15 protein-coding genes are annotated in these 18515 nt (G+C 60.7%); 7 read left to right on the forward strand and 8 right to left on the reverse strand.

Annotation, left to right across the window (positions count from 1 at the left end; all coding sequences use genetic code 11):
• Position 1 precedes the first annotated feature (1 nt).
• Entirely contained in the window at positions 2–1675 is a 1674-nt protein-coding gene (locus JNB89_RS04605; RefSeq protein WP_135891336.1) for an FAD-dependent oxidoreductase, read from the reverse strand.
• On the opposite strand from JNB89_RS04605, the gene JNB89_RS04610 reads away from it, so the two are divergent.
• Both JNB89_RS04610 and JNB89_RS04615 read left to right on the forward strand, forming a co-directional pair.
• Positions 1674–1904 (forward strand): hypothetical protein, encoded by a 231-nt coding sequence (locus JNB89_RS04610; protein WP_220361435.1) that lies wholly within the window; start codon positions 1674–1676, stop codon positions 1902–1904. The two genes, JNB89_RS04605 and JNB89_RS04610, sit on opposite strands and share 2 nt — an antisense overlap.
• Positions 1905–1927: 23 nt before the next feature.
• Positions 1928–3478 carry a methyl-accepting chemotaxis protein gene (locus JNB89_RS04615; protein WP_220361436.1) on the forward strand — a complete coding sequence of 517 codons (1551 nt, stop codon included), beginning with the start codon at positions 1928–1930 and terminating at the stop codon, positions 3476–3478.
• A gap of 151 nt (positions 3479–3629) precedes the next feature.
• On the opposite strand, the gene JNB89_RS04620 is transcribed toward JNB89_RS04615, so the two are convergent.
• From JNB89_RS04620 to JNB89_RS04630, 3 genes are all read right to left on the reverse strand, one after another.
• Positions 3630–4217, reverse strand: coding sequence for a diguanylate cyclase (locus JNB89_RS04620; RefSeq protein WP_220361437.1), 588 nt, complete (start codon positions 4215–4217; stop codon positions 3630–3632).
• A 46-nt stretch (positions 4218–4263) separates the two neighbouring features.
• On the reverse strand, positions 4264–4848 hold the full coding sequence (locus JNB89_RS04625) for a glutathione binding-like protein (RefSeq protein WP_220361438.1): 585 nt from the start codon (positions 4846–4848) through the stop codon (positions 4264–4266).
• A gap of 187 nt (positions 4849–5035) precedes the next feature.
• Positions 5036–6871, reverse strand: a complete 1836-nt coding sequence (locus tag JNB89_RS04630; protein ID WP_220361439.1) for a thiamine pyrophosphate-requiring protein — start codon at positions 6869–6871, stop codon at positions 5036–5038.
• A gap of 172 nt (positions 6872–7043) precedes the next feature.
• On the opposite strand from JNB89_RS04630, the gene JNB89_RS04635 reads away from it, so the two are divergent.
• The 4 genes from JNB89_RS04635 to JNB89_RS04650 all read left to right on the forward strand — a co-directional run bounded on the left by JNB89_RS04635 (position 7044) and on the right by JNB89_RS04650 (position 11194).
• Positions 7044–8042 (forward strand): SDR family oxidoreductase, encoded by a 999-nt coding sequence (locus tag JNB89_RS04635; RefSeq protein ID WP_220361440.1) that lies wholly within the window; start codon positions 7044–7046, stop codon positions 8040–8042.
• Between the two features lie 96 nt (positions 8043–8138).
• Entirely contained in the window at positions 8139–8780 is a 642-nt protein-coding gene (locus tag JNB89_RS04640) for a DsbA family oxidoreductase (protein ID WP_220361441.1), read from the forward strand.
• Between the two features lie 82 nt (positions 8781–8862).
• Entirely contained in the window at positions 8863–10779 is a 1917-nt protein-coding gene (locus JNB89_RS04645) for an SMP-30/gluconolactonase/LRE family protein (protein WP_220361442.1), read from the forward strand.
• 82 nt (positions 10780–10861) lie between these two features.
• The gene (locus JNB89_RS04650; RefSeq protein WP_135891344.1) at positions 10862–11194 is read left to right on the forward strand and encodes a DUF2322 family protein; all 333 of its coding nucleotides are present in this window, start codon (positions 10862–10864) and stop codon (positions 11192–11194) included.
• Between the two features lie 50 nt (positions 11195–11244).
• Here the strand turns inward: JNB89_RS04650 and JNB89_RS04655 are convergent, their stop codons facing one another.
• The 3 genes from JNB89_RS04655 to JNB89_RS04665 form a co-directional block, all read right to left on the reverse strand.
• A complete protein-coding gene (locus JNB89_RS04655; protein ID WP_218741184.1) occupies positions 11245–12783 on the reverse strand; it encodes a PepSY-associated TM helix domain-containing protein in 1539 nt (512 codons plus the stop codon).
• Between the two features lie 56 nt (positions 12784–12839).
• Positions 12840–15155, reverse strand: a complete 2316-nt coding sequence (locus JNB89_RS04660) for a TonB-dependent receptor (RefSeq protein WP_135891346.1) — start codon at positions 15153–15155, stop codon at positions 12840–12842.
• A 104-nt stretch (positions 15156–15259) separates the two neighbouring features.
• The gene (locus tag JNB89_RS04665) at positions 15260–15697 is read right to left on the reverse strand and encodes a DUF2946 domain-containing protein (RefSeq protein WP_135891347.1); all 438 of its coding nucleotides are present in this window, start codon (positions 15695–15697) and stop codon (positions 15260–15262) included.
• A 211-nt stretch (positions 15698–15908) separates the two neighbouring features.
• Between JNB89_RS04665 and JNB89_RS04670 the strand changes: the two genes are divergently transcribed.
• The gene (locus JNB89_RS04670) at positions 15909–18059 is read left to right on the forward strand and encodes a tetratricopeptide repeat protein (protein WP_135891348.1); all 2151 of its coding nucleotides are present in this window, start codon (positions 15909–15911) and stop codon (positions 18057–18059) included.
• 27 nt (positions 18060–18086) lie between these two features.
• Here the strand turns inward: JNB89_RS04670 and JNB89_RS04675 are convergent, their stop codons facing one another.
• Entirely contained in the window at positions 18087–18503 is a 417-nt protein-coding gene (locus tag JNB89_RS04675; RefSeq protein WP_013342785.1) for a DUF1801 domain-containing protein, read from the reverse strand.
• Between the last annotated feature and the right edge of the window lie 12 nt (positions 18504–18515).

Below are 18515 nucleotides of genomic sequence, written 5' to 3' on the forward strand. Positions count from 1 at the left end.
GTCAAACGTCCAGTGCAAGGTACTGGTGCAGAGACTGGATAGCGGCCGCGCCTTCACCAACAGCTGCCGCCACTCTCTTCACTGAGCCGCTGCGCACGTCGCCCACCGCGAAAATGCCCGGGCGGCTCGTTTCGAGGAAATGCGCGGGGCGCTCGGAAGTCCACTTGTGCGCGACATCCGGTCCGGTCAGCACGAAGCCGTTCCTGTCCAGTTCCACGCAGTCGCCAAGCCAGCCGGTATTAGGCTGCGCGCCGAGAAACAGGAACACGTGGCGAATCGGCTTCTCCTCGATTCTTCCGTGCTGATTCCACTGAATCGACTCGAGATGCGCTTCGCCATTTAACGCGACGATTTGCGTTCGCACATGAACCGTGATGTTGGGCGCTGCCTCGATACGTCGAATCAGGTAATTCGACATGCTCGCGGCCAATCCTTCGCCGCGAATCGCAATATGCACGTGGCGCGCGAATCCCGACAGAAACACCGCTGCCTGTCCCGCCGAATTGCCTCCGCCCACGATCACGAGCTCTTCATTGCCGCAGAACGCGGCTTCCATATAAGTGGCGCTGTAATAGACGCCGCGGCCCTGGAAATGTTCGAGACGCGCGAGCTCCGGCTTTCGATAACGCGCGCCTGTGGCGATTACCACCGCGCGGCCATAAACGTGCTCATCGTGACTGAGGCGGATATGAAACGGCTGGCCTTTGTCACATTCAATGCCGAGCGCCTCGATCGGCACACCCACTTCTGCGCCGAATTTCCGGCATTGCGAAAGCCCGCGCCCGGCAAGAGCCTGACCGGAGATGCCGGTGGGAAATCCAAAGTAGTTTTCGATTTTCGAGCTGGTGCCGGCCTGGCCGCCAGGCGCTTTGGTGTCGAGAACCGCGACTCTCAACCCTTCGGATGCGGCATAGACGGCCGCGGCAAGCCCCGCTGGGCCTGCCCCGACCACGACCACGTCGAACATTTCGCCGTTCAGACGGTCGGGACTCAAGCCGATTGCGTCCGCAACGGCACGATTCGTCGGGCGCTTGAGCACGACTCCTTGCAACGTGACGACTACCGGAAGATCTTCTTCCGTGGCGCCGTATCGCTCGAGCAGTGCTTTCGCTTCTTCATGCTCGGCAATGTCGAAATACGCCGATGGTTGCGCGTTGCGGCTCAGAAAGTGCCGCACTACCAGTGTCGGAAAAGAGGCGGAGCTGCCAATCACGACCACGCCGCCGCTTTGGTCCTGAATGTAGGCGACACGGCGCAGAATGTACGCGCGCATGATCGTCTCGCTCAATTCGGCTTCGGCAATCACGAGCGCGCGCAGCGACTCTTCGTCTATGACGATCACCTCGCAATCAGTCGTTGCACGCGCGGACGCCACGGCACCGCGCCCTGCCAGAGTGCCCACTTCGCCGGTAAAGCTACCGGGACCATGAGTGCCGAGAGCGTGCAGATTGTCGCCGTTGCCGCGCGTTGCCTCGATGGTGCCCGAGACGATCGCGTACATCGGAATATGGCGATCGCCTTCGCTAAACAATACGTCGCCGGCGCTCAGCTTGCGGCGCTCGCCATATCGTTCGAGAACCGCGAACTGCGCGTCGTTCAGCTTTGGAAAGATCTGGTGGTGACGACTGCCGCCTGCCAGCAGATCTTCAAGCTTGCCAGAAGTTTTGTCGCTCATGAAAGGTCCGATTGGAAAGACGCATGCTGCTGCACGTCGCTTCTTTGCCGGATTGGCATTTGGATTTGAACAATCGGCAGCACAGGGAAGGCCGTTGATAGCCGCTTTGGCTGCGATTGTGCGCCAGAGTTGGTTCGCCAGTAAAGAGCACGTAAGCCAGGGGCTGGCCTGCGCGGGCGGCGCTGCTCAAGTTCGCGGCACTTTTTGCCGTAAACGATTCGAGAGATAGACAATCAAGAGGGTCTGGGAAGCATGCGCGATTTGACAGTGAAAAAGAGCTTACTTGCAGTGCTCGTCATTTTTGCCGCGATGATCATGTTTGGCGGCGTCGTCGGCGTATTCGCGCTCGGCCGCTCCAATGAGAACGCGCAGCGGCTTCAGGAGATCGCCACCCAGGAGATACTCGCCAACGACGGCTACAAGGACAGCACGCGCACTCGCGCTGCATTGACCCGCGCTTATGCGGCGCTCAAGGAGCGCAACGACGTGGCTACTCGCGACTCGGCACTTGGCAGCGCGCAGCGGACTCTGGATCGCGCCGACGCCGAAACGCGTGCTTTCGCGTCCGCGCCTCGCTTCGTGGGACAGGACGATGCACTCAAGCAGCAGCTAGTCGACTCGTCCAATGCGCTGGCAGCCACGCTCAAAAGGGCCTTCGACGCGCTCCAACGCGGTGATACGGAAGCCTACGTCGCCATTAACGATCGCGACATTACGCTTGCCGGGCAGGCCTATTCGGCGAACGTGGAGAAATTCCAGAATCTGGCGGGCGCGCTCGCGAAGGAGTCGGCCGCGAGGAACGAACGTGAATATGGCTTGATCGTCGCGATGGTCATAACGGGCGTCGCGCTTGCGCTCGCATTGATCGTTGCAACGCACTTTGCATTGCGCACCATTGTGATCGGGCCGTTACAGCAGGCGTCGAAACTACTCGACCGCATTGCGGGCAACGATCTGACCGCGTCCATTCCAGACGGCAGCCGAAGCGAAATCGGCCAGTTGTTCAGGTCGATGTCGAGAATGCAGGCCGGACTCGCGCATACGGTGTCGAACGTGCGTGTCAATTGCGAGGCGATTCACGGTGGTGCGCGCGAAATCGCGGCGGGCAACCTCGACTTGTCGAGCCGCACCGAGCAACAATCGGCTTCGCTCGAGGAAACTGCGGCGAGCATGGAGGAGTTGACGTCGACAGTCAGGCAGAACGCGGATAACGCCCGCCAGGCGAGCACGCTCGCCGCAAGCGCAGCCGATGTCGCGCAGCGTGGCGGCGACGTCGTGCAGCGCGCAGTGCAGACCATGAGCGCCATCACCGCGAGTTCGCACAAGATCGCGGAAATCACTGGCATGATCGACAGCATTGCCTTTCAGACCAACATCCTGGCGCTCAATGCCGCAGTGGAATCTGCGCGTGCGGGCGAGCAGGGCCGCGGCTTTGCCGTCGTGGCCGGCGAGGTACGCACGCTTGCTCAACGCAGTGCGAGCGCCGCGCAGGAAATCAAGGCACTCATTTCCGCTTCCGTCGACGACGTGCGCAACGGCAATGAACTCGTGACCCAGGCCGGCCAGACAATGAACGAAATAGTCGGGGCTGTACAGGGCGTGGCGACGATCATGGCGGAAATCACTTCCGCAACGGTCGAGCAAACCGCGGGCATCGAGCAGGTGGGCAAAGCAGTGAGCCAGATGGACCAGGTGACACAACAGAACGCCGCGCTCGTCGAGCAGGCGGCCGCTGCTGCAAGCGCGCTCGAGCATCAGGCACAGTCCATGACCGACGCAGTTTCTGCATTCCGCCTGCACTAGCGTGCGTGAGTCAAACGGCGGTCTGAGTGAAGATTCTCAGCAGCGCCCGTCTATTCGCGGCCTGCCAAAGCGGGCCTACGCGATCTCGCGTTTTCTCCAGACCAGCGGCCGGCCGGCGTATCTGATCGACGCGCCCAACGCCGATTGAGGATCATGGCGAACTGCGGCCACTCGCACTAGCCGACGCATAGTCGCGTCGGCGCATGCGCAGTCCTCGCCATAGTTCTTCGAGGTAAGGCAGCAGTTCGAAAACCAGAATCAGTGCGAACAACGTGACGATATAAGCGACGGGTAGCGGCTGGTTCTTTGCAACCAGCTCGAACCGCGCGGGTTCGCCGCCAAGGCCGAGCAACGCCTGAAATTGCGGCCAATGACGCGACACGACCAGCACGATGGCCATGAGCGGCACCAGTTCGAGAAAGCTGTGAACATGCTGTTCGAACGGCGTCACCTTGCGCCCGCCGACCGCGTAGCTGACGTCCCATAGCGCAGTCGCTTCGTGCGCGAGGAACGCGACGATCATCAACAGAATGATGCCCGCGTTGATCTCGAAGAAGATCGCGGCAAGAAGTGGTACTCCCACCTCGGCGAACATCAACAGATGGATCACGGATTCTTTCGCGCCGGTCGTGGATTCGATATGAGTGGCCCGATGGCACAGCCAGTCCGCGAAACCGGCTGCAAGCCACACCGGCAGCACAAAGTACATCAGGATCGTGAGGGTAGGGTCGGTCGACATGGCTTCCCCAATGAAACGCGGGCGTGGCTCAAGCGCGCCCGTCGCTTCATTCGATTCCTTCGTGTTTTAGCGCCAGTTGCACCGCAGGCCGGGCGCGCATGCGTTGCTGGAAATCCGCCAGTTTCTGCGGCACATCGATGTTCACTTTGTGCGCCCACAAAAGCATGGTGAACAGATACGCGTCCGCGACACTTGCCTCTGTGCCAAACAGATAGTCGCCCTTGAGCATGTTCGAGACAAGTGCAAAACGCTGGCCGATCTTTTCGCGTGCGGCGCTCGCTTCCGCGTCAGATGTCGGCTTGAATACACGGCCGAACTGTTTGTGAATCTCCGTGGAAATGAATGCCAGCATTTCGATCAAGCGTGTCGCGCCCATTTCGCCTGAGGGTGCGAGCGAGGGCTTGCGCTGCGCAACCCAGGAAAGGATGGCGACGTTTTCGGTGAGCCGCTGGCCGTCGTCGAATTCGAGTGTCGGCACGTAGCTCTTCGGGTTGATCTCGTCGAACTTCTGACCGCTTTCGGTGGTTTTGGTCTTGAGGTCGACGCGCACGCGGTCGAACTGCAGATCCGCTTCGTGCATTGCGATGTGGTCAGCGAGACTGCATGCGCCGGGCGAGTAGTACAGCTTCATGATGCGGCCCTCCTTGGAAAACAGTTGGCGAGTCATATTGCGCAGCATCCCGCATGCCTTGCTTCGCTTCGGCCATAACGTGCGCAGCCATCGGGAAGGTGGCTTTAGAGGTACGTCTGCTGCCGGAAGCCATCGCCAGCCATCGCCGGCCACCGGCAGCAGCGGGAGCGCATTATCGCGGCGCACATTAGCTATCGTGGCGGCCGGGCAGCACCGCGCCGAGAACCTGCTTCGCTGTCTGCACGATCACGTTGCCCTCATCCGGATCGCCCTTGAGCAACGTCGATGCAAATGCCTTCGCCTGAGCTAGCGTGATATGCGGCGGCAGCGGCGCAATGTTCGGGTCCGCCTTCACTTCGATCACGACCGGACGGTCCGCGCCAAGCGCTGCGTCCCAGGCCGCGCCCATCTGGTCGGCGTCGTCGACGTAAATGCCTTTCAGCCCGATCAATTCCGCGAACTTGTGATACGGCACAGAAGGAATGTCCTGTGACGCCTCGAACTTCGGATCGCCTTCCATTACGCGCTGTTCCCACGTGACCTGGTTCAGGTCCTGGTTGTTGAGCACCATGCAGATCCAGCGCGGGTCGGCCCAGCCTTGCCAGTACTTCGATACGGTGATGAGCTCCGCCATGTTGTTCATCTGCATGGCTCCATCGCCTACGAGGGCGATGACGGGGCGCTCCGGATAAGCGAACTTGGCGGCGATCGCATACGGTACCGCCGCGCCCATCGAAGCGAGTCCGCCGGACAACGAGCACATCATGCCGCGCTTGACCTTCAGATCGCGGGCATACCAGTTTGCGCAGGATCCCGAATCACTTGTGACGATAGCGTTCGAAGGAATGCGCGGCGACAGTTCCCACACGGTGCGTTGCGGATTGACCGCGTCCTTGCCAGGCTCGTGTGCGCGCTTCTCGAGCGTCTTCCACCAGTCGGCTGTCCAGCCTTCAATCGTCTTGCGCCATGCGCGGTCCTGCTTGTGTTCGAGCAAGGGCAGCAGCTCTCGCAGTGTTTCTGCGCTATCACCGACGAGATTGACTTCCATCGGATAACGCAGACTCAGCATGTCGGCTTTCAGGTCGATCTGCACGCCGCGCGCCGCGCCTTCTTTAGGGAGGAACTCTGCATAGGGAAAACCGGAGCCTATCATCAGCAACGTGTCGCATTCGGTCATCAGGTCGTAACTCGGCTTGGTGCCCAACAGGCCGATAGAGCCTGTAACCCACGGCAGATCGTCGGGCAGCGCGGCCTTGCCTAGCAGCGCCTTCGCCACGCCGGCACCAAGCTTTTCGGCGACGGCGATCACTTCGTCGGTGGCGTGCAGTGCGCCAGCGCCAACGAGAATCGCGACTTTCTTGCCGGCGTTGAGCACGTCGGCGGCCTGCTGAAGATCTTGAGACTGAGGAACGAGCCGGGGGGCGCGATAGCCCACTCCCGAGTGCACAGTGCCGTGCTTGCGCGCCGGCGGCTCATACGGTAGATCCTGCAGATCGTTCGGCAGCACGAGAGCCGTTACCTTGCGCTCGGCAAGTGCGGTACGTACCGCGCGATCCACGAGATGGCGCACTTGCGCGGGCACCGAGGCCTGTCCGGCAAACGCGCCCGCCACGTCCTTGAACAGCGAGACGAGATCCACCTCCTGCTGATAGTGGCCGCCCAGCGCCGCGCGCGCCTGCTGGCCGGTAATCGCGAGCACAGGCATGTGATCCAGGCGGGCGTCGTACAGGCCGGTCACGAGGTGCGATGCACCTGGCCCGGACGTCGCGATGCAGACCCCGAGTTCTCCAGTGAATTTTGCATGGGCGGATGCCATGAAGGCCGCCATTTCCTCATGACGGACCTGAATGAATTCAATCGGACCTGGTTGATCGGTCGTCTTGTGACGCTTTTTCGCTTCGGTTTGTGCGCGGTTCAGCGCGCCGAACACGCCGTTGATGCCGTCGCCGGGGTAGCCGAAAATGCGGCGCACGCCCCACGCCTGAAGCCGCTCGACGATAAAGTCACCGACAGTAGTGGACATGGACAACTCCTCACAGTAAAAACCGTCACGACAGAGTGGCTGCAAACCGTGTTCCGCGTTCTTTCATTTGGAAAGAAGCAAGTCCAATCGGCTCCCATAGGCGCAGCGGGCGCGCTTTTTGCTGAGCCGTTGTGCGCAGGGCCGATTGCACTCGCGTTGCAAGGGATTCGCTATGAACAAGGTGGTCGTGATCACTGGGGCTGGCGCGGGAGCAGGGCGCGCTACTGCGGCAGAATTTGCGCGGCATGGCTATAACGTTGCATTGCTTTCGCGGGACAGGGAGCGGCTCGAGCGCCTTGCTGCGGAACTGGAGCGCCAATACGGCGTGCACGCACTGGCCCTTCCCACCGATGTCGCCGACGCCAAGCAGGTGGAACAGGCCGCATCGCGCACAGAAGCAGAGCTCGGGCCTATCGACGTATGGGTCAATGTTGCAATGGCCACTGTCTTTGCGCCCGTATCCAGACTCACTGCGCAAGAGTTCGAGCGCGGCACCCGCGTGACATATCTCGGCCAGGTTCACGGCACGATGGCCGCGCTCTCGCGCATGCGAGTGCGTAATTGTGGCACCATCGTCAACGTAGGGTCTGCGCTCGGCTACCGCTCAGTGCCGCTGCAATCCATTTATTGCGGGGCGAAATTCGCGGTGCGCGGCTTTACGGACGCACTGCGCTCCGAGATCATTCACGACGGCCTCAAAGTGCATTTGACGATGGTCGATCTGCCTGCACTCAATACACCGCAGTTCGACTGGGCGCTCAACAAGATGGGGAGAAAGGCCAAACCCGTCGCGCCGATCTTCCAGCCGGAAGTGGCCGCACGGGCAATCTATTTCGCCGCAACGCATAAGCGTCGCGAGGTCTGGGTGGGCTTTCCGACCGTCAAGGCGATTCTCGCCAACTTCATTGCGCCGGGCCTGTTAGACAAATATCTGGCCAGGGCCGGCTACGAAGGGCAGCTTACCGACGAACCGCTTGCGGCCGATGCTCCCGGCAATCTATTCGAACCCGTGCCGGGCGATTACACCGCACACGGCCGCTTTGACCTCGAGTCGCGATCCACGAGCCTGGAGATGTGTGTGGTTCGGCACCGGGGCATTTTATGCGCACTGGCTGGCATTGGAATCGCCGGTGGTATTGGCCTGCTCGTCAGAAAAAACCGCCGCGCATAAGTTGATGCCGGCAAGCGCATGGTTTTTGCTAAGCGTCGCACGAGAGTAATCAGGATCGGTGACAATAGGCCTATTCAGACAGCCTTTAGGAAAATCATGTCGCAACCGCTCACCATCGATTTCGTTTCCGATATTGCATGCCCTTGGTGTGCAATCGGCCTCTCGTCGTTGCAGCTTGCATTGTCGCGCCTGGCAGATACAGTGGACGCGCAGATCGTCGTGCATCCGTTCGAACTGAATCCGCAGATGGGGCCCGAGGGCGAAGCGATTGTCGACTATCTCGGCAAAAAATATGGACGCACGCCCGAACAGATCGAGCAAACGCAGGCCATGATCCGCGAGCGCGGCGCGAGCGTGGGCTTTAACTTTGGCCCGCGCACTCATGTGTACAACACGTTCGACGCACACCGCCTGTTGCATTGGGCCGGCTTGGAGGGCAAGCAGTTGCCGCTCAAGCTAGCGTTGATGCGTGCGTATCATTCCGAGGGCCGCGACCCGAGCAATCATGACGTGCTGGTCGAAACGGCGCAGTCGGTGGGACTCGACGCCGACGCTGCCCGCAAGGTCCTGCAAAGCGACGACTATGCCGACGAGGTCCGCGCGGAAGAACATGAATATCAGTCGCACGGCATTCAGTCCGTGCCGGCAATCATCTTCAATCGCCGCTATCTGGTGAGCGGCGGGCAACCTGTCGAGACCTTCGAGCAGGTCATTTCGCAGATTCTGGCCGAAGCCTAAGCCGGCACTTCCGTATCTGAACGCCTGTTCATGAGCAGGCTTGTTATGACATAGACGAAGTACTGCCGGAGGACTTCCGTTCATGCTTGCTAAACGAATCTACGCCGCGTTGCTCGGCTTCGCGTTGATGGCGCTTGCCTGCGTGTGCAACGCGCAATACACGACCGACTGGCTCGCCAATACCTATGGCACGCTGGCCGCGCACGTCGGCAACGGCGCACGCTCCATGTGGGTCGCGCCAGAAGGCGTGATTTATACCTCGTCGCTATGGGACGAAAACGCGGGCGGCGTCGCCATCTATCAGAACGGCCAGAGCCTGGGTTCCATCGGCACACACGCCGATTTTCAGGGCAGCGCGATCACCGGCAATGCAACCTCCATTTTCACCGCGTTGCAATACAACAGGACCTTCGGCAGCGGCTCCGTGGGACGCTACAACCGCGTAACCAAAGCGCTCGAACTGCGCATTCCCGTGAGCGTGTGGACCGGCATCCCTCACGCCGACGTCATCACGGGGCTCGCCACGGCTGGCACGCTGCTTTATGTCAGCGACTTCTATGGCAACCGTGTGCGCGTCTATACGACAGACGGCGTGTGGCAGCAGGATTTCGCGGTAACGGGTCCCGGTGCGCTTGCACTCGATGGCGCGGGCAACCTTTGGGTCGCGAGAAAGAGCGCCGCTGTGGTCTCTCAGTTCAGCGCGGGCGGCGCGCTCCTGAAGACGATTCAGATGCCCGCCGCATCGCGACCTTCGTCGTTGTATTTCGACGCGTCCACGGGACGCCTGATGGTCGGCGATGAAGGACCCGACATGAACATCAAGATCTACAACGTGGCGGGTGCGCCTACGTTGGCCGGAACCTTCGGCATTCAGGGCGGGTATCTGGACACCACCACGGGAATCAAAGGACAGGTCGGCGACAAGCGCTTTACGCGCGTAGCGGGCATTGGCAAGGACGCCGCGGGCAACCTTTACGTGCTCAACAATCCGTGGGGTGGCGGCTGGGATCTGGGCCGCAATGGGCCGACTGATCTGCATGCATACGACAGCGCCGGCAATCTGAAATGGAAGTTGCAGGCGTTGAACTTCGAAGCGGTGGCAGCGCCGGATCCTTTGACAGACGGCGCGTATTTCTACAGCGGCGCGCACATCTACACAGGCAGTGCAGGCGGCACTTTTGTGGCAAATACGATCGACCCCTTTACCTATCCGTCCGATCCGCGCCTTGACATAAACGACACCCAACGCGGTCAGCATTTTGGTCAGATGGTCGCCGTTGGAGGCAACCGCATTCTGGTCGCCTCGGGCCAAAATCCGGACACATTCAACTTCTACCATTTCAATGCGGCAAGCGGCTACATTGCGATACCCGACGGGTCGCTGCCTGGGCCCGCGTTCAATACCACCGTGAAGGTGACGGGAGGCTTTTGCATCGACAGCCGCGGCGACGTGTGGGCCGGCCTCGATAGAACCAACCATATCTATCACTACCCGCTCACGGGTTTCGATGGAAGTGGCAAACCGTTGTGGGGGCCTGCTGTCACGATCAAGATTCCAATGAGCATCCGGCCGCTCACGCGCATCATCTATTTGCCCGAGAGCGACACAATGATTCTTGCTCAAGGCGTGGCAGGCAGTTGGGACTGGACGGCGATGCAGTCGCGCATCGAGGTCTATCACGGCTGGAGCGCAGGCAACACCACGCGGCCCCAACCGGTGATCAATCTCACCAGCGCAAATCCGAAGTCGATTACGGCGGTCGGCAATTATCTGTTCGTTGGCTACGTGCATACGGTGCCGAACATCGACGCTTTCAATCTGAATACCGGCAATCTCGACGCGACGCTCATCAACAATAGCCCCGGTACGGTGGATGTGGGTAACGACGTCGATTCGATGTACGGGCTGCGGGCCTTCTTGCGCGCAAGCGGCGAATACGTCATCACGAAAGACAACTACAACGGATCGAGCATCATCGTGCATCGCTGGACGCCATGAGTGGCGAGCGGCTGCTTTGCGCGTAGACCATCGGATAAGATACGGCCCTCGCGACAATTTTCCGCTTAAAGGAGTGGCTCCAGTGATTCAGCCGAGCAATGTATTCAAGGAGAACCTTGCGCAACTGCCCGCTATAGACGGCATTGCGCGTATCGATCTGATCGACGCCCAGGGCACGGTGACAGCAAGTATCGAAAACAAGCCCGGCAAACAGGGCTCGCTTGCGGTGTACAACTATCTGCAGCAGACCTTCGGCACGCTCGATGCGAAAGCGGCCGAGCACGGCCTCGCCGTGTTCGGCGAGCATACGGCCGACGCGCGCAACCGGCCCGGCGCGCACCCGAACGTCGATCATCTTCTTGCAATCGCTGCGGGCGCGCCGGCGTTGCGGATCGACGTGATTGCTGTGGGCTGAGGTAAGTTTGCGCGGCGCGCGCACGGCGCACCGCGCTATGTTGCGTGCCGCTACTGTGCCGCGCGCTTGCGTTGCCCGGCACGCCCGAAGATTGCACGGTCGCCAAGCCATACGGCGAGAAGCGTTGCGCCCATCAACGGAAACACCATGCCCAGTACGACGAGGCCTGCTTTCCAGCCGCGCATCGGTGGTGCGGCTCTTTCTCGCGAGGGCGCGCCGAGCGAGCCTTGTGGTCTGCGTTTCCACCACATCACGCAGCCGGTTACCGCCATCAACGCGAGGCCCAGCGAAATGGCGGCGCACAGGATCTGGTTCGCTACGCCGAAGTAACGGCCCATGTGCAACGACGTGCCATACGACACGGCTTTCGATATGCCGCCGTAGTCAGCGTAGCGAATATCCTTGAGAACCCTGCCGCTGTACTGATCGATATAAATGGTGCGCTCCAGTTGTGGATCGGCGGGGAAATACGACACCGTGTAGACGCCCGTTGCCGAAGTAGGCAACGCGACGTTGTAGCCGCTCGTCACACCCAACGAGGCGGCTTGCGCGACGATGCGTCCGAGCGGCAGTGGAGCGGGCGGTTTATCGTGGGTAGAAGCATCATCGGTAGAAGCGGGCACCGGTGCGTTGCCGACTGCCCACGGCGTTTGCGGCAGCGGCAAGTCATCCATCACCATACCAGGCATGGAATCGGTCTGCGTGGCCTGTGCTTTATGTGCTGCTGTATTTGCTGTATGTGCGGAATGCGTTGCATCCATGCCGGCCGTACCATCTGTTTCTGCACTTGCCGCAGTGCCCGCACCCGCAGGCAGCATCGAGCGCAACGGCAAGCCGCCCCACGTGCCGGGCGGCGCGCCGAGATTCGCAGCGGTGGCAAGCGCCTTGAACTGTTTGCCCCACGAGCCGGACCATGGAAGGCCCGTCAGCACGAATGCCAGCGCGCCGAGCGCAAGCCAGATTCCCATGAACGCGTGAACGTTTTTCCACAGTGGCCGGCCTCTGAGCGTGAAGCGCGGCACCAGTGCATCGCGTACGCGCGCTGCTTGACGTGGCCACCATAGTGCGACGCCGGTGCCGAGCATCACGAGTGTCCAGCATGCGGCCAACTCCATCAGCAGTTCGCCGGGTTTGCCGAGCAACAGCTTTCGGTGAAGCATACGGTCCACCTGCATGAAACGCTGATCCACGCTCAACCTGCCGAGCACGGCTCCGGTATACGGATTCAGATAGACGCTTTCCTTTTCGCCGCCTGCGAGACGGAAGATGAATTCCGTGCTGCGCTGCGGCTCGTTCGAGATAGCGGCGGTCACCGCCGTAGCGTCAGCTGGCATTGCTGCGCGCGCTCGCGCGAGCAATACGTCTTCTGTCATGCGCGGCGCCGTTTGCGGCTCGACCACCAGAAGCTGCGGATAAAGCAGCGGCTCTATCTGCGGTTGAAAACAGTACAACGTGCCGGTTATCGCCAGCACTATGAGAAACGGCATGACGAATAGTCCGGCGTAGAAGTGCCACCGCCACAGGGTGCGATAGCCGCTACTGGAATTCGCCATGTCGGATGCGGCATTGTGTCGAGCGAGGGTGGACATGAATGCTCCTGAACAGAGTGAACGGGTTTCTTGTGGCGAGGCGTTAGGTTTGCGCATCACATGCGTAACTTTGCTTCCACATAGAACGTGCGTCCGGGATACGGGTGGTAGACGAAGTAGCGCGCATCGAAAATGTTGTCCACGCCAATGCCCACTTCGCTCAGTTTTGTCGGCCTATACGTGAACCTTGCGTCCGCCACGGTGTACGAACTGGTACCGCCGAACACATTGGGATTGGTATCCGTGTTCGTGAGCGTGTTGTATTGGCGCCCTGAATAGCGCGCGGCGAGCGTTACGGCCGCGCGTTCATCGAAGCGATAGGTCGCAGCGACATTCACACGCCACAGCGGAATGCGATAAAAATACTTGCCGACGCTTGCAGGATTCTGTGCGTTTGCAATGATTTTCGACTGCGTATAAGCCACGCTCGCCAGCAGATCGAGTCCGCGCAGCAACACGTTCTCGCCTGAATAGCTTGTTTCCACGCCTCGCGAGCGCACCTTGCCGATGTTCTGGAAGTTCGTCACGTTCGGAATAACGGTGGTGTCGGTTTGACTGAAAATGGTGTTCTTCACGTCGTCCTGAAACAGCGAGAAGCGGAAGATGCCATTCCAGTGCGCCCATTCGGCAGTGAGTTCTTTCGAAAGATCGTCTTCCGGTTTCAGGTTCGGGTTGTTGTTGACGATCGACGAACCATTAATCTGCCCCTGGAACAACTCACCGACCGTAGGAAAGCGATACGCGCGGCCAATCGAAGCGCGTAATGTCAGATCGTCGCTCGCGTCGAATGAAAGTGATACCTTCGGCGAAAAATGCTGCTGACTGGCGTCACTGAGTGCAATGGTCGTACCCGGCGCCGCTTGCGATCCACCGTAAGCTCGCCAGTCTTCATAACGCACGCCGTACACGAGCTTCCAGCGCGGCAGGAAGCGCCAGGCGTCCTGCGCATAGAGCGCCTGAGTCTGCGTTTTTCCCGCAAATCCATTGGCGAACGAAGCCGCCGGGCCGTCGCGCCAGTTGGGCGTCGAATAGCTTTCGTTATCGAGAAAGTAATTGTCGTAGTGATAGCCAAAGGCAAGCGCATGATTTGCAAGGCCCGCTTGCTTTGATGCCGGCGTGTAGGTGCTTCTCAGGTCCAGTGTCTTCCAGCCAGTGCCGTCGCCAAACGTGACGGTTCCCGCGCCGTTGCCAGGTGCGCCTGAATTCGCGAGACGCGCGACGCTATTGCCGATGTCGTAATACGAAGCAACGGCTTCGCCGTTCCAGCCCGTCGCGTTGCGCGTTTTCAACGTCACGCCGTACAGCCAGTTCTCGCTATGACCGAGGCTCGGCGCAAATGCCGAGGCGGGAATCGTGTACTCGTAGCCGTCGATTGAGACCTTGCCGCTATACACCGGGTTGCCGTTCGCGTCACGCAGGAAGCTGGCGGTCTGACTGTTGTACGTCTGATGCCAGTAGCCCAGTGTGAAGGCGGCTTGCAGTGTCGGCGTGAAGTCGTACTGCATCTTCAGCTTGAACTGGTCCTGCACCGTATGTTCAATGCCTTCGCCGTTAATGCCGAGTACGGCAGTCGGCGCATTGTTCTGGTTGTTGTAGAAATACGCGCCTGTTACAGGTTTATCGCCGGCCTGTGCGGGCGTGCGCGAGGTCGCGAGCGTTGCGAACTGCAGCGGCTGGCTCGTGTTCTCCAGATGGTTCACACCCAGCATGAACGAGAACTTGCCGATGCGATTGCCCAGAGACGCACTGGTTTCAGTGCCGTTGAAATTGCGATTGACCCCGTAGAGGCTGAAGTGCTGCGTGAATGCCTTCACGTCGGCCTCGCCCACGAACTTCTTCGGCATGGCCGTGCTGATGAGTACCGTCGCGCCAAGCGAATTGCCCGGATAGAGCGCGGAATACGGGCCGTAAATTACATCGACTTGCTGGATCTCGTCGGGAAATACCATCGACCAGCGCGGTGGGAAAGAGTAGCTGTTGCCAAGCAGATTGCTGAGCAGCAGTCCGTCTGCATAGACGAGTCCCCGCGCGCTTTGCGTATTGCTGGTGCCGCGCACCGCGATAATGGAGTTCAGGTCGCCGATAAAACGCTTGCGCACCGCAAGATTCGGCATGTACTTCAACACGTCTTCTGTGTTGACCACATTCCAGTTCGAGAATTGCGCGCGTGTGACCGTTTCGACCGAGGCCGGCAAATTGGGATCGACGGTGCGGGTCGCGAGACCTTCATTAGCAGCGCTATTTGCACTGACGCTGACCGCGGGCAGCGTCGTATCGGCACCCGCCGTATCGGCGTGAACCGGAGCGGCCGCGAACGCCGTGACCGCAGCAGGCACGAAGGCGGGCAGCCTTCGCCATGCGAAGATGAACATGAACGTTTCCTGGAGGCATTGAACGGACGATCGCGCGCACCCGTCGGCGGATGCGACAAACGCGGCCCAACATGGCCGATGCGGGCGATCAGGAACAACGGCGATCAGGAAACGACAGGCGGGGCTCTGGGGCGTCCGGAAGGAAACGCGCCGAGTGGCGTGAAGCGAGTGGAGAGAATGGGGGCAGCCGTGCCTGCTACCACGACCAGAAGCTGCGGCTGTGGCGCGGCAACCGTGGGCATAGCCACGTGATGCTGCAACAGATGACAGTAACCGCAGGCGCCGAACGCGTCATCGTGGCTGAGATGCATGGCCGCTGTACCGGCATGGCCCGCGTGAGCCGCATGGTCCGCCTGGGCGACCTGCTGCGCTGAGCTCAACAGACCGGGCTGCGCAGTTTGCAGCGCCGAACACAGTGCCGCAGTGGGCTCCTGCGCGCGGCTCGACGCAAGCACCTGACTCACAACCGGCGCAAACACGATGAGCCACATGGCGACGAGGCCAAGCCAGGCTGTCAATCGGTTGTGCGCGCGTGGATTCATTTGGATGAGCAGGGAAACGCCGGCGATTCTAGCATTGCCGGCCGTATTTTTCTGCCTGATGCCGGGCATAGCAGCGGATTGAAGGCGGAAATCCGCTCATTTCCGGGCGTTACAACTGCGCGGGATCGCTTAATCTGCGTGGTACATGTCGGCGTTTCGCAACATGGGCGAACCCGCATGTGGACGCCGCACTCGCATCGTTATTGGACTCATGACCCTCACCCAGCCGCTCGCTTCATCAATCGCACAACTGAACCAGCAGGCAATGGCGCTCTATTCGAGCGACGATTTTGCCGCGGCATTGTCGACTGTGCTGCCTGCGATAGAGCATGACGAAAGCACGCTGGACGATGCGGCGCTTCATGCGCTGGCCGACGCGCTGAATATCGCGGGCGCTTCGTCATGCCGTCTCGGTCAACTGGACGATGCGGAACGCCACTGGCGCCGATGCCTGCGCATGATGCCCGGCTACGTCGAGGTGTATGAAAGTTTTGGCGCATTGCTCAAGGCGCGCGGCCACCTGACTGCGGCGAAGGCAATTTACCGCCGACTCATCGCACTGCAGCCGAACCACGCGGACGCTCACAATCAGCTCGGCGCGGTGCTGCACGCACAGGGTCAGCACGAGGAGGCTGAGAAGTCATATCGTCACGCGCTCGCGCTTCGTCCAGAGCATGCGGAAGCGCACTATAACCTCGGCGTAGTGCTGCACGCGCTGCGGCGCCTCGATGAAGCGGAAGCCGCCTATCGCGAGACGCTGCGCCTGTTGCCGGCGCACGCGCAGGCGCACAACAATCTGGGCAACGTGTTAATGGATCTGGGCCGCGTTGCGCAAGCAGACGCTGCGTATCGCGACGCGCTCGTCGTCAGGCCGCAATATCCAGAAGCGTTGAATAACCTCGCGGGCGCGCTGAAGGCGGCAAACCGCCTGACCGAGGCCGAACTTGCCTGCCGGCTTGCGTTGACCTTGCGCCCGGATTACGCCGAAGCGTACGTCAATCTAGGCGCGACCCTCACCGATCTCGCTCGCCTCGCCGAGGCTGAAGCAGCATACCGGAAGGCTATTGTGCTTCGCGCCGACTACGCAGAGGCGCATTACAACCTTGGCGTCACGCTGTTCAAACTCGAGCGCCTGGGCGAGGCCGCTGCCGCTTATCGTGAGGCGGTGCGCTTGCGTCCCGACATTGCGGCCGCCCATAACAATCTGGGCTGTGTGTTGCGCGTGCTCGACAGGTTGGCGGAGGCCGTCGAGTCCTTTAAACAGGCGCTATCGCTTCAACCGGAACTCGCCGAAGCGCATTACAACCTCGGTTCGGCACTCGCGCAACTGGGGCGTTTTCCGGAGTCGGAAAGCGCTTATCGCCGCGCGCTCGCGTTGCGCAACGATTACCATGATGCGCGCTTCGGCCTCGCTGTGTTGTTGCTCGGACAAGGGCGCTTCGAGGAGGGCTGGCGGCTTTACGAGTGCCGCTATGAGCACCCGGCTTTCGTGCATCGACACACTGCTGAGCGGCTTGCCTGTGTGCACTGGCAGGGCGATGCGCTGTCGGGACGCTCGTTGCTGGTCTGGCAGGAAGACGGTCTCGGCGACATGCTGCAATTCAGCCGCTATTTCGCGTTGTTGAAAGCACAGGGTGCCGCGCATATCACGTTTGCCTGCGCACCCGCGCTGCACAGGTTGATGGCCCGTGTCGACGGCGTCGACGCGGTGCTCGATCACGACACCGCAGCAGCCCGCGCTGCTACTTACGATTGCTGGACGAGCCTCCTGAGTGCGCCGCTTCATCTGCGCACGACGATCGACACCATTGCCCGACCCGTCAGACTTACGGCCGACGCTTCGCTCGTTGAAAAGTGGCGGCCCTTGCTCGACACATCGCCACCGGGCCGCAGAATCGGGCTCGTGTGGAAGGGCAATGCGCGGCACCACAACGACATCAACCGTTCTATTCCGTCGCTTACCACACTCGCGCCGCTGTGGAGCGTGGCCGGCCTCAGCTTCGTGAGTCTGCAAAAAGGGCAGGGCGAAGACGAAGCGAGCAACCCGCCCGCTGCTCAGCCCTTGCTACATGTGGGTTCGATGGTGACCGATCTCGCCGACAGCGCCGCAATCGTCGCGCAACTCGATCTGGTGATTTGCGTGGACACCTGCATCGCGCATCTCGCTGCGTCGCTCGGCAAGCCATGCTGGGTGATGCTGCCGGAGAAAGATGTGGACTGGCGCTGGATGCACGCGCGCAGCGATTCGCCGTGGTATCCGCACACGCTGCGGCTATTTCGCCGCGACAAAGGCGAAGATTGGGCGGCGACGGTGGAGAGAGTGAAGCAGGCGTGTGCCGCGCGATTCGGCGTGCGCGCCTGACTGCTGCCCGGCCCCCACGGCCGCGAGCTATCCGGCGCGTTTAGGCTTCGATTTCTTGCCTGCCGTGTTGAGTGCAATCGCCGCATGAATCAGGGACTTGAACGCGTCGGCGTCGAGTTCTTCACCCTCGCGAATGTCGATTGCTCGCCTCGCATTACCGTCCAGGCTCGAGTTGAACAATTTTGCCGGGTCTTCGAGCGAAGCACCCTTCAGGAACGTCAGCTTGACGACCGACTTGTACGACTCGCCGGTACAAATGATTCCATCGTGCGACCAGACAGGCGTGCCCATCCACTTCCATTCTTCCAGAACGTCGGGATCGGCCTCGTGGATGAGCTTGCGTATTCTGCTCAGCGTCGCACCGCGCCAGTCCGCGAGATCGGCAATTCTTTTGTCGATCAGTTCCGAGGCTGGCAGCGCTTGCGTCGAGGTCGATCTGCTCATATTGCTCTCCTA

The sequence above is a fragment of the Paraburkholderia phenoliruptrix genome (assembly GCF_019511605.1).
GTDB lineage: Bacteria > Pseudomonadota > Gammaproteobacteria > Burkholderiales > Burkholderiaceae > Paraburkholderia > Paraburkholderia phenoliruptrix_A.

Bases quoted from the DNA above. Each gene is read 5' to 3' on its own strand.
- JNB89_RS04610 (WP_220361435.1), top strand. From the start codon at position 1,674: ATGAAAGGTCCGATTGGAAAGACGCATGCTGCTGCACGTCGCTTCTTT.
- JNB89_RS04605 (WP_135891336.1), bottom strand. From the start codon at position 1,675: ATGAGCGACAAAACTTCTGGCAAGCTTGAAGATCTGCTGGCAGGCGGC.
- JNB89_RS04615 (WP_220361436.1), top strand. From the start codon at position 1,928: ATGCGCGATTTGACAGTGAAAAAGAGCTTACTTGCAGTGCTCGTCATT.
- JNB89_RS04620 (WP_220361437.1), bottom strand. From the start codon at position 4,217: ATGTCGACCGACCCTACCCTCACGATCCTGATGTACTTTGTGCTGCCG.
- JNB89_RS04625 (WP_220361438.1), bottom strand. From the start codon at position 4,848: ATGAAGCTGTACTACTCGCCCGGCGCATGCAGTCTCGCTGACCACATC.
- JNB89_RS04630 (WP_220361439.1), bottom strand. From the start codon at position 6,871: ATGTCCACTACTGTCGGTGACTTTATCGTCGAGCGGCTTCAGGCGTGG.
- JNB89_RS04635 (WP_220361440.1), top strand. From the start codon at position 7,044: ATGAACAAGGTGGTCGTGATCACTGGGGCTGGCGCGGGAGCAGGGCGC.
- JNB89_RS04640 (WP_220361441.1), top strand. From the start codon at position 8,139: ATGTCGCAACCGCTCACCATCGATTTCGTTTCCGATATTGCATGCCCT.
- JNB89_RS04645 (WP_220361442.1), top strand. From the start codon at position 8,863: ATGCTTGCTAAACGAATCTACGCCGCGTTGCTCGGCTTCGCGTTGATG.
- JNB89_RS04655 (WP_218741184.1), bottom strand. From the start codon at position 12,783: ATGTCCACCCTCGCTCGACACAATGCCGCATCCGACATGGCGAATTCC.
- JNB89_RS04660 (WP_135891346.1), bottom strand. From the start codon at position 15,155: ATGTTCATCTTCGCATGGCGAAGGCTGCCCGCCTTCGTGCCTGCTGCG.
- JNB89_RS04665 (WP_135891347.1), bottom strand. From the start codon at position 15,697: ATGAATCCACGCGCGCACAACCGATTGACAGCCTGGCTTGGCCTCGTC.
- JNB89_RS04670 (WP_135891348.1), top strand. From the start codon at position 15,909: ATGACCCTCACCCAGCCGCTCGCTTCATCAATCGCACAACTGAACCAG.
- JNB89_RS04675 (WP_013342785.1), bottom strand. From the start codon at position 18,503: ATGAGCAGATCGACCTCGACGCAAGCGCTGCCAGCCTCGGAACTGATC.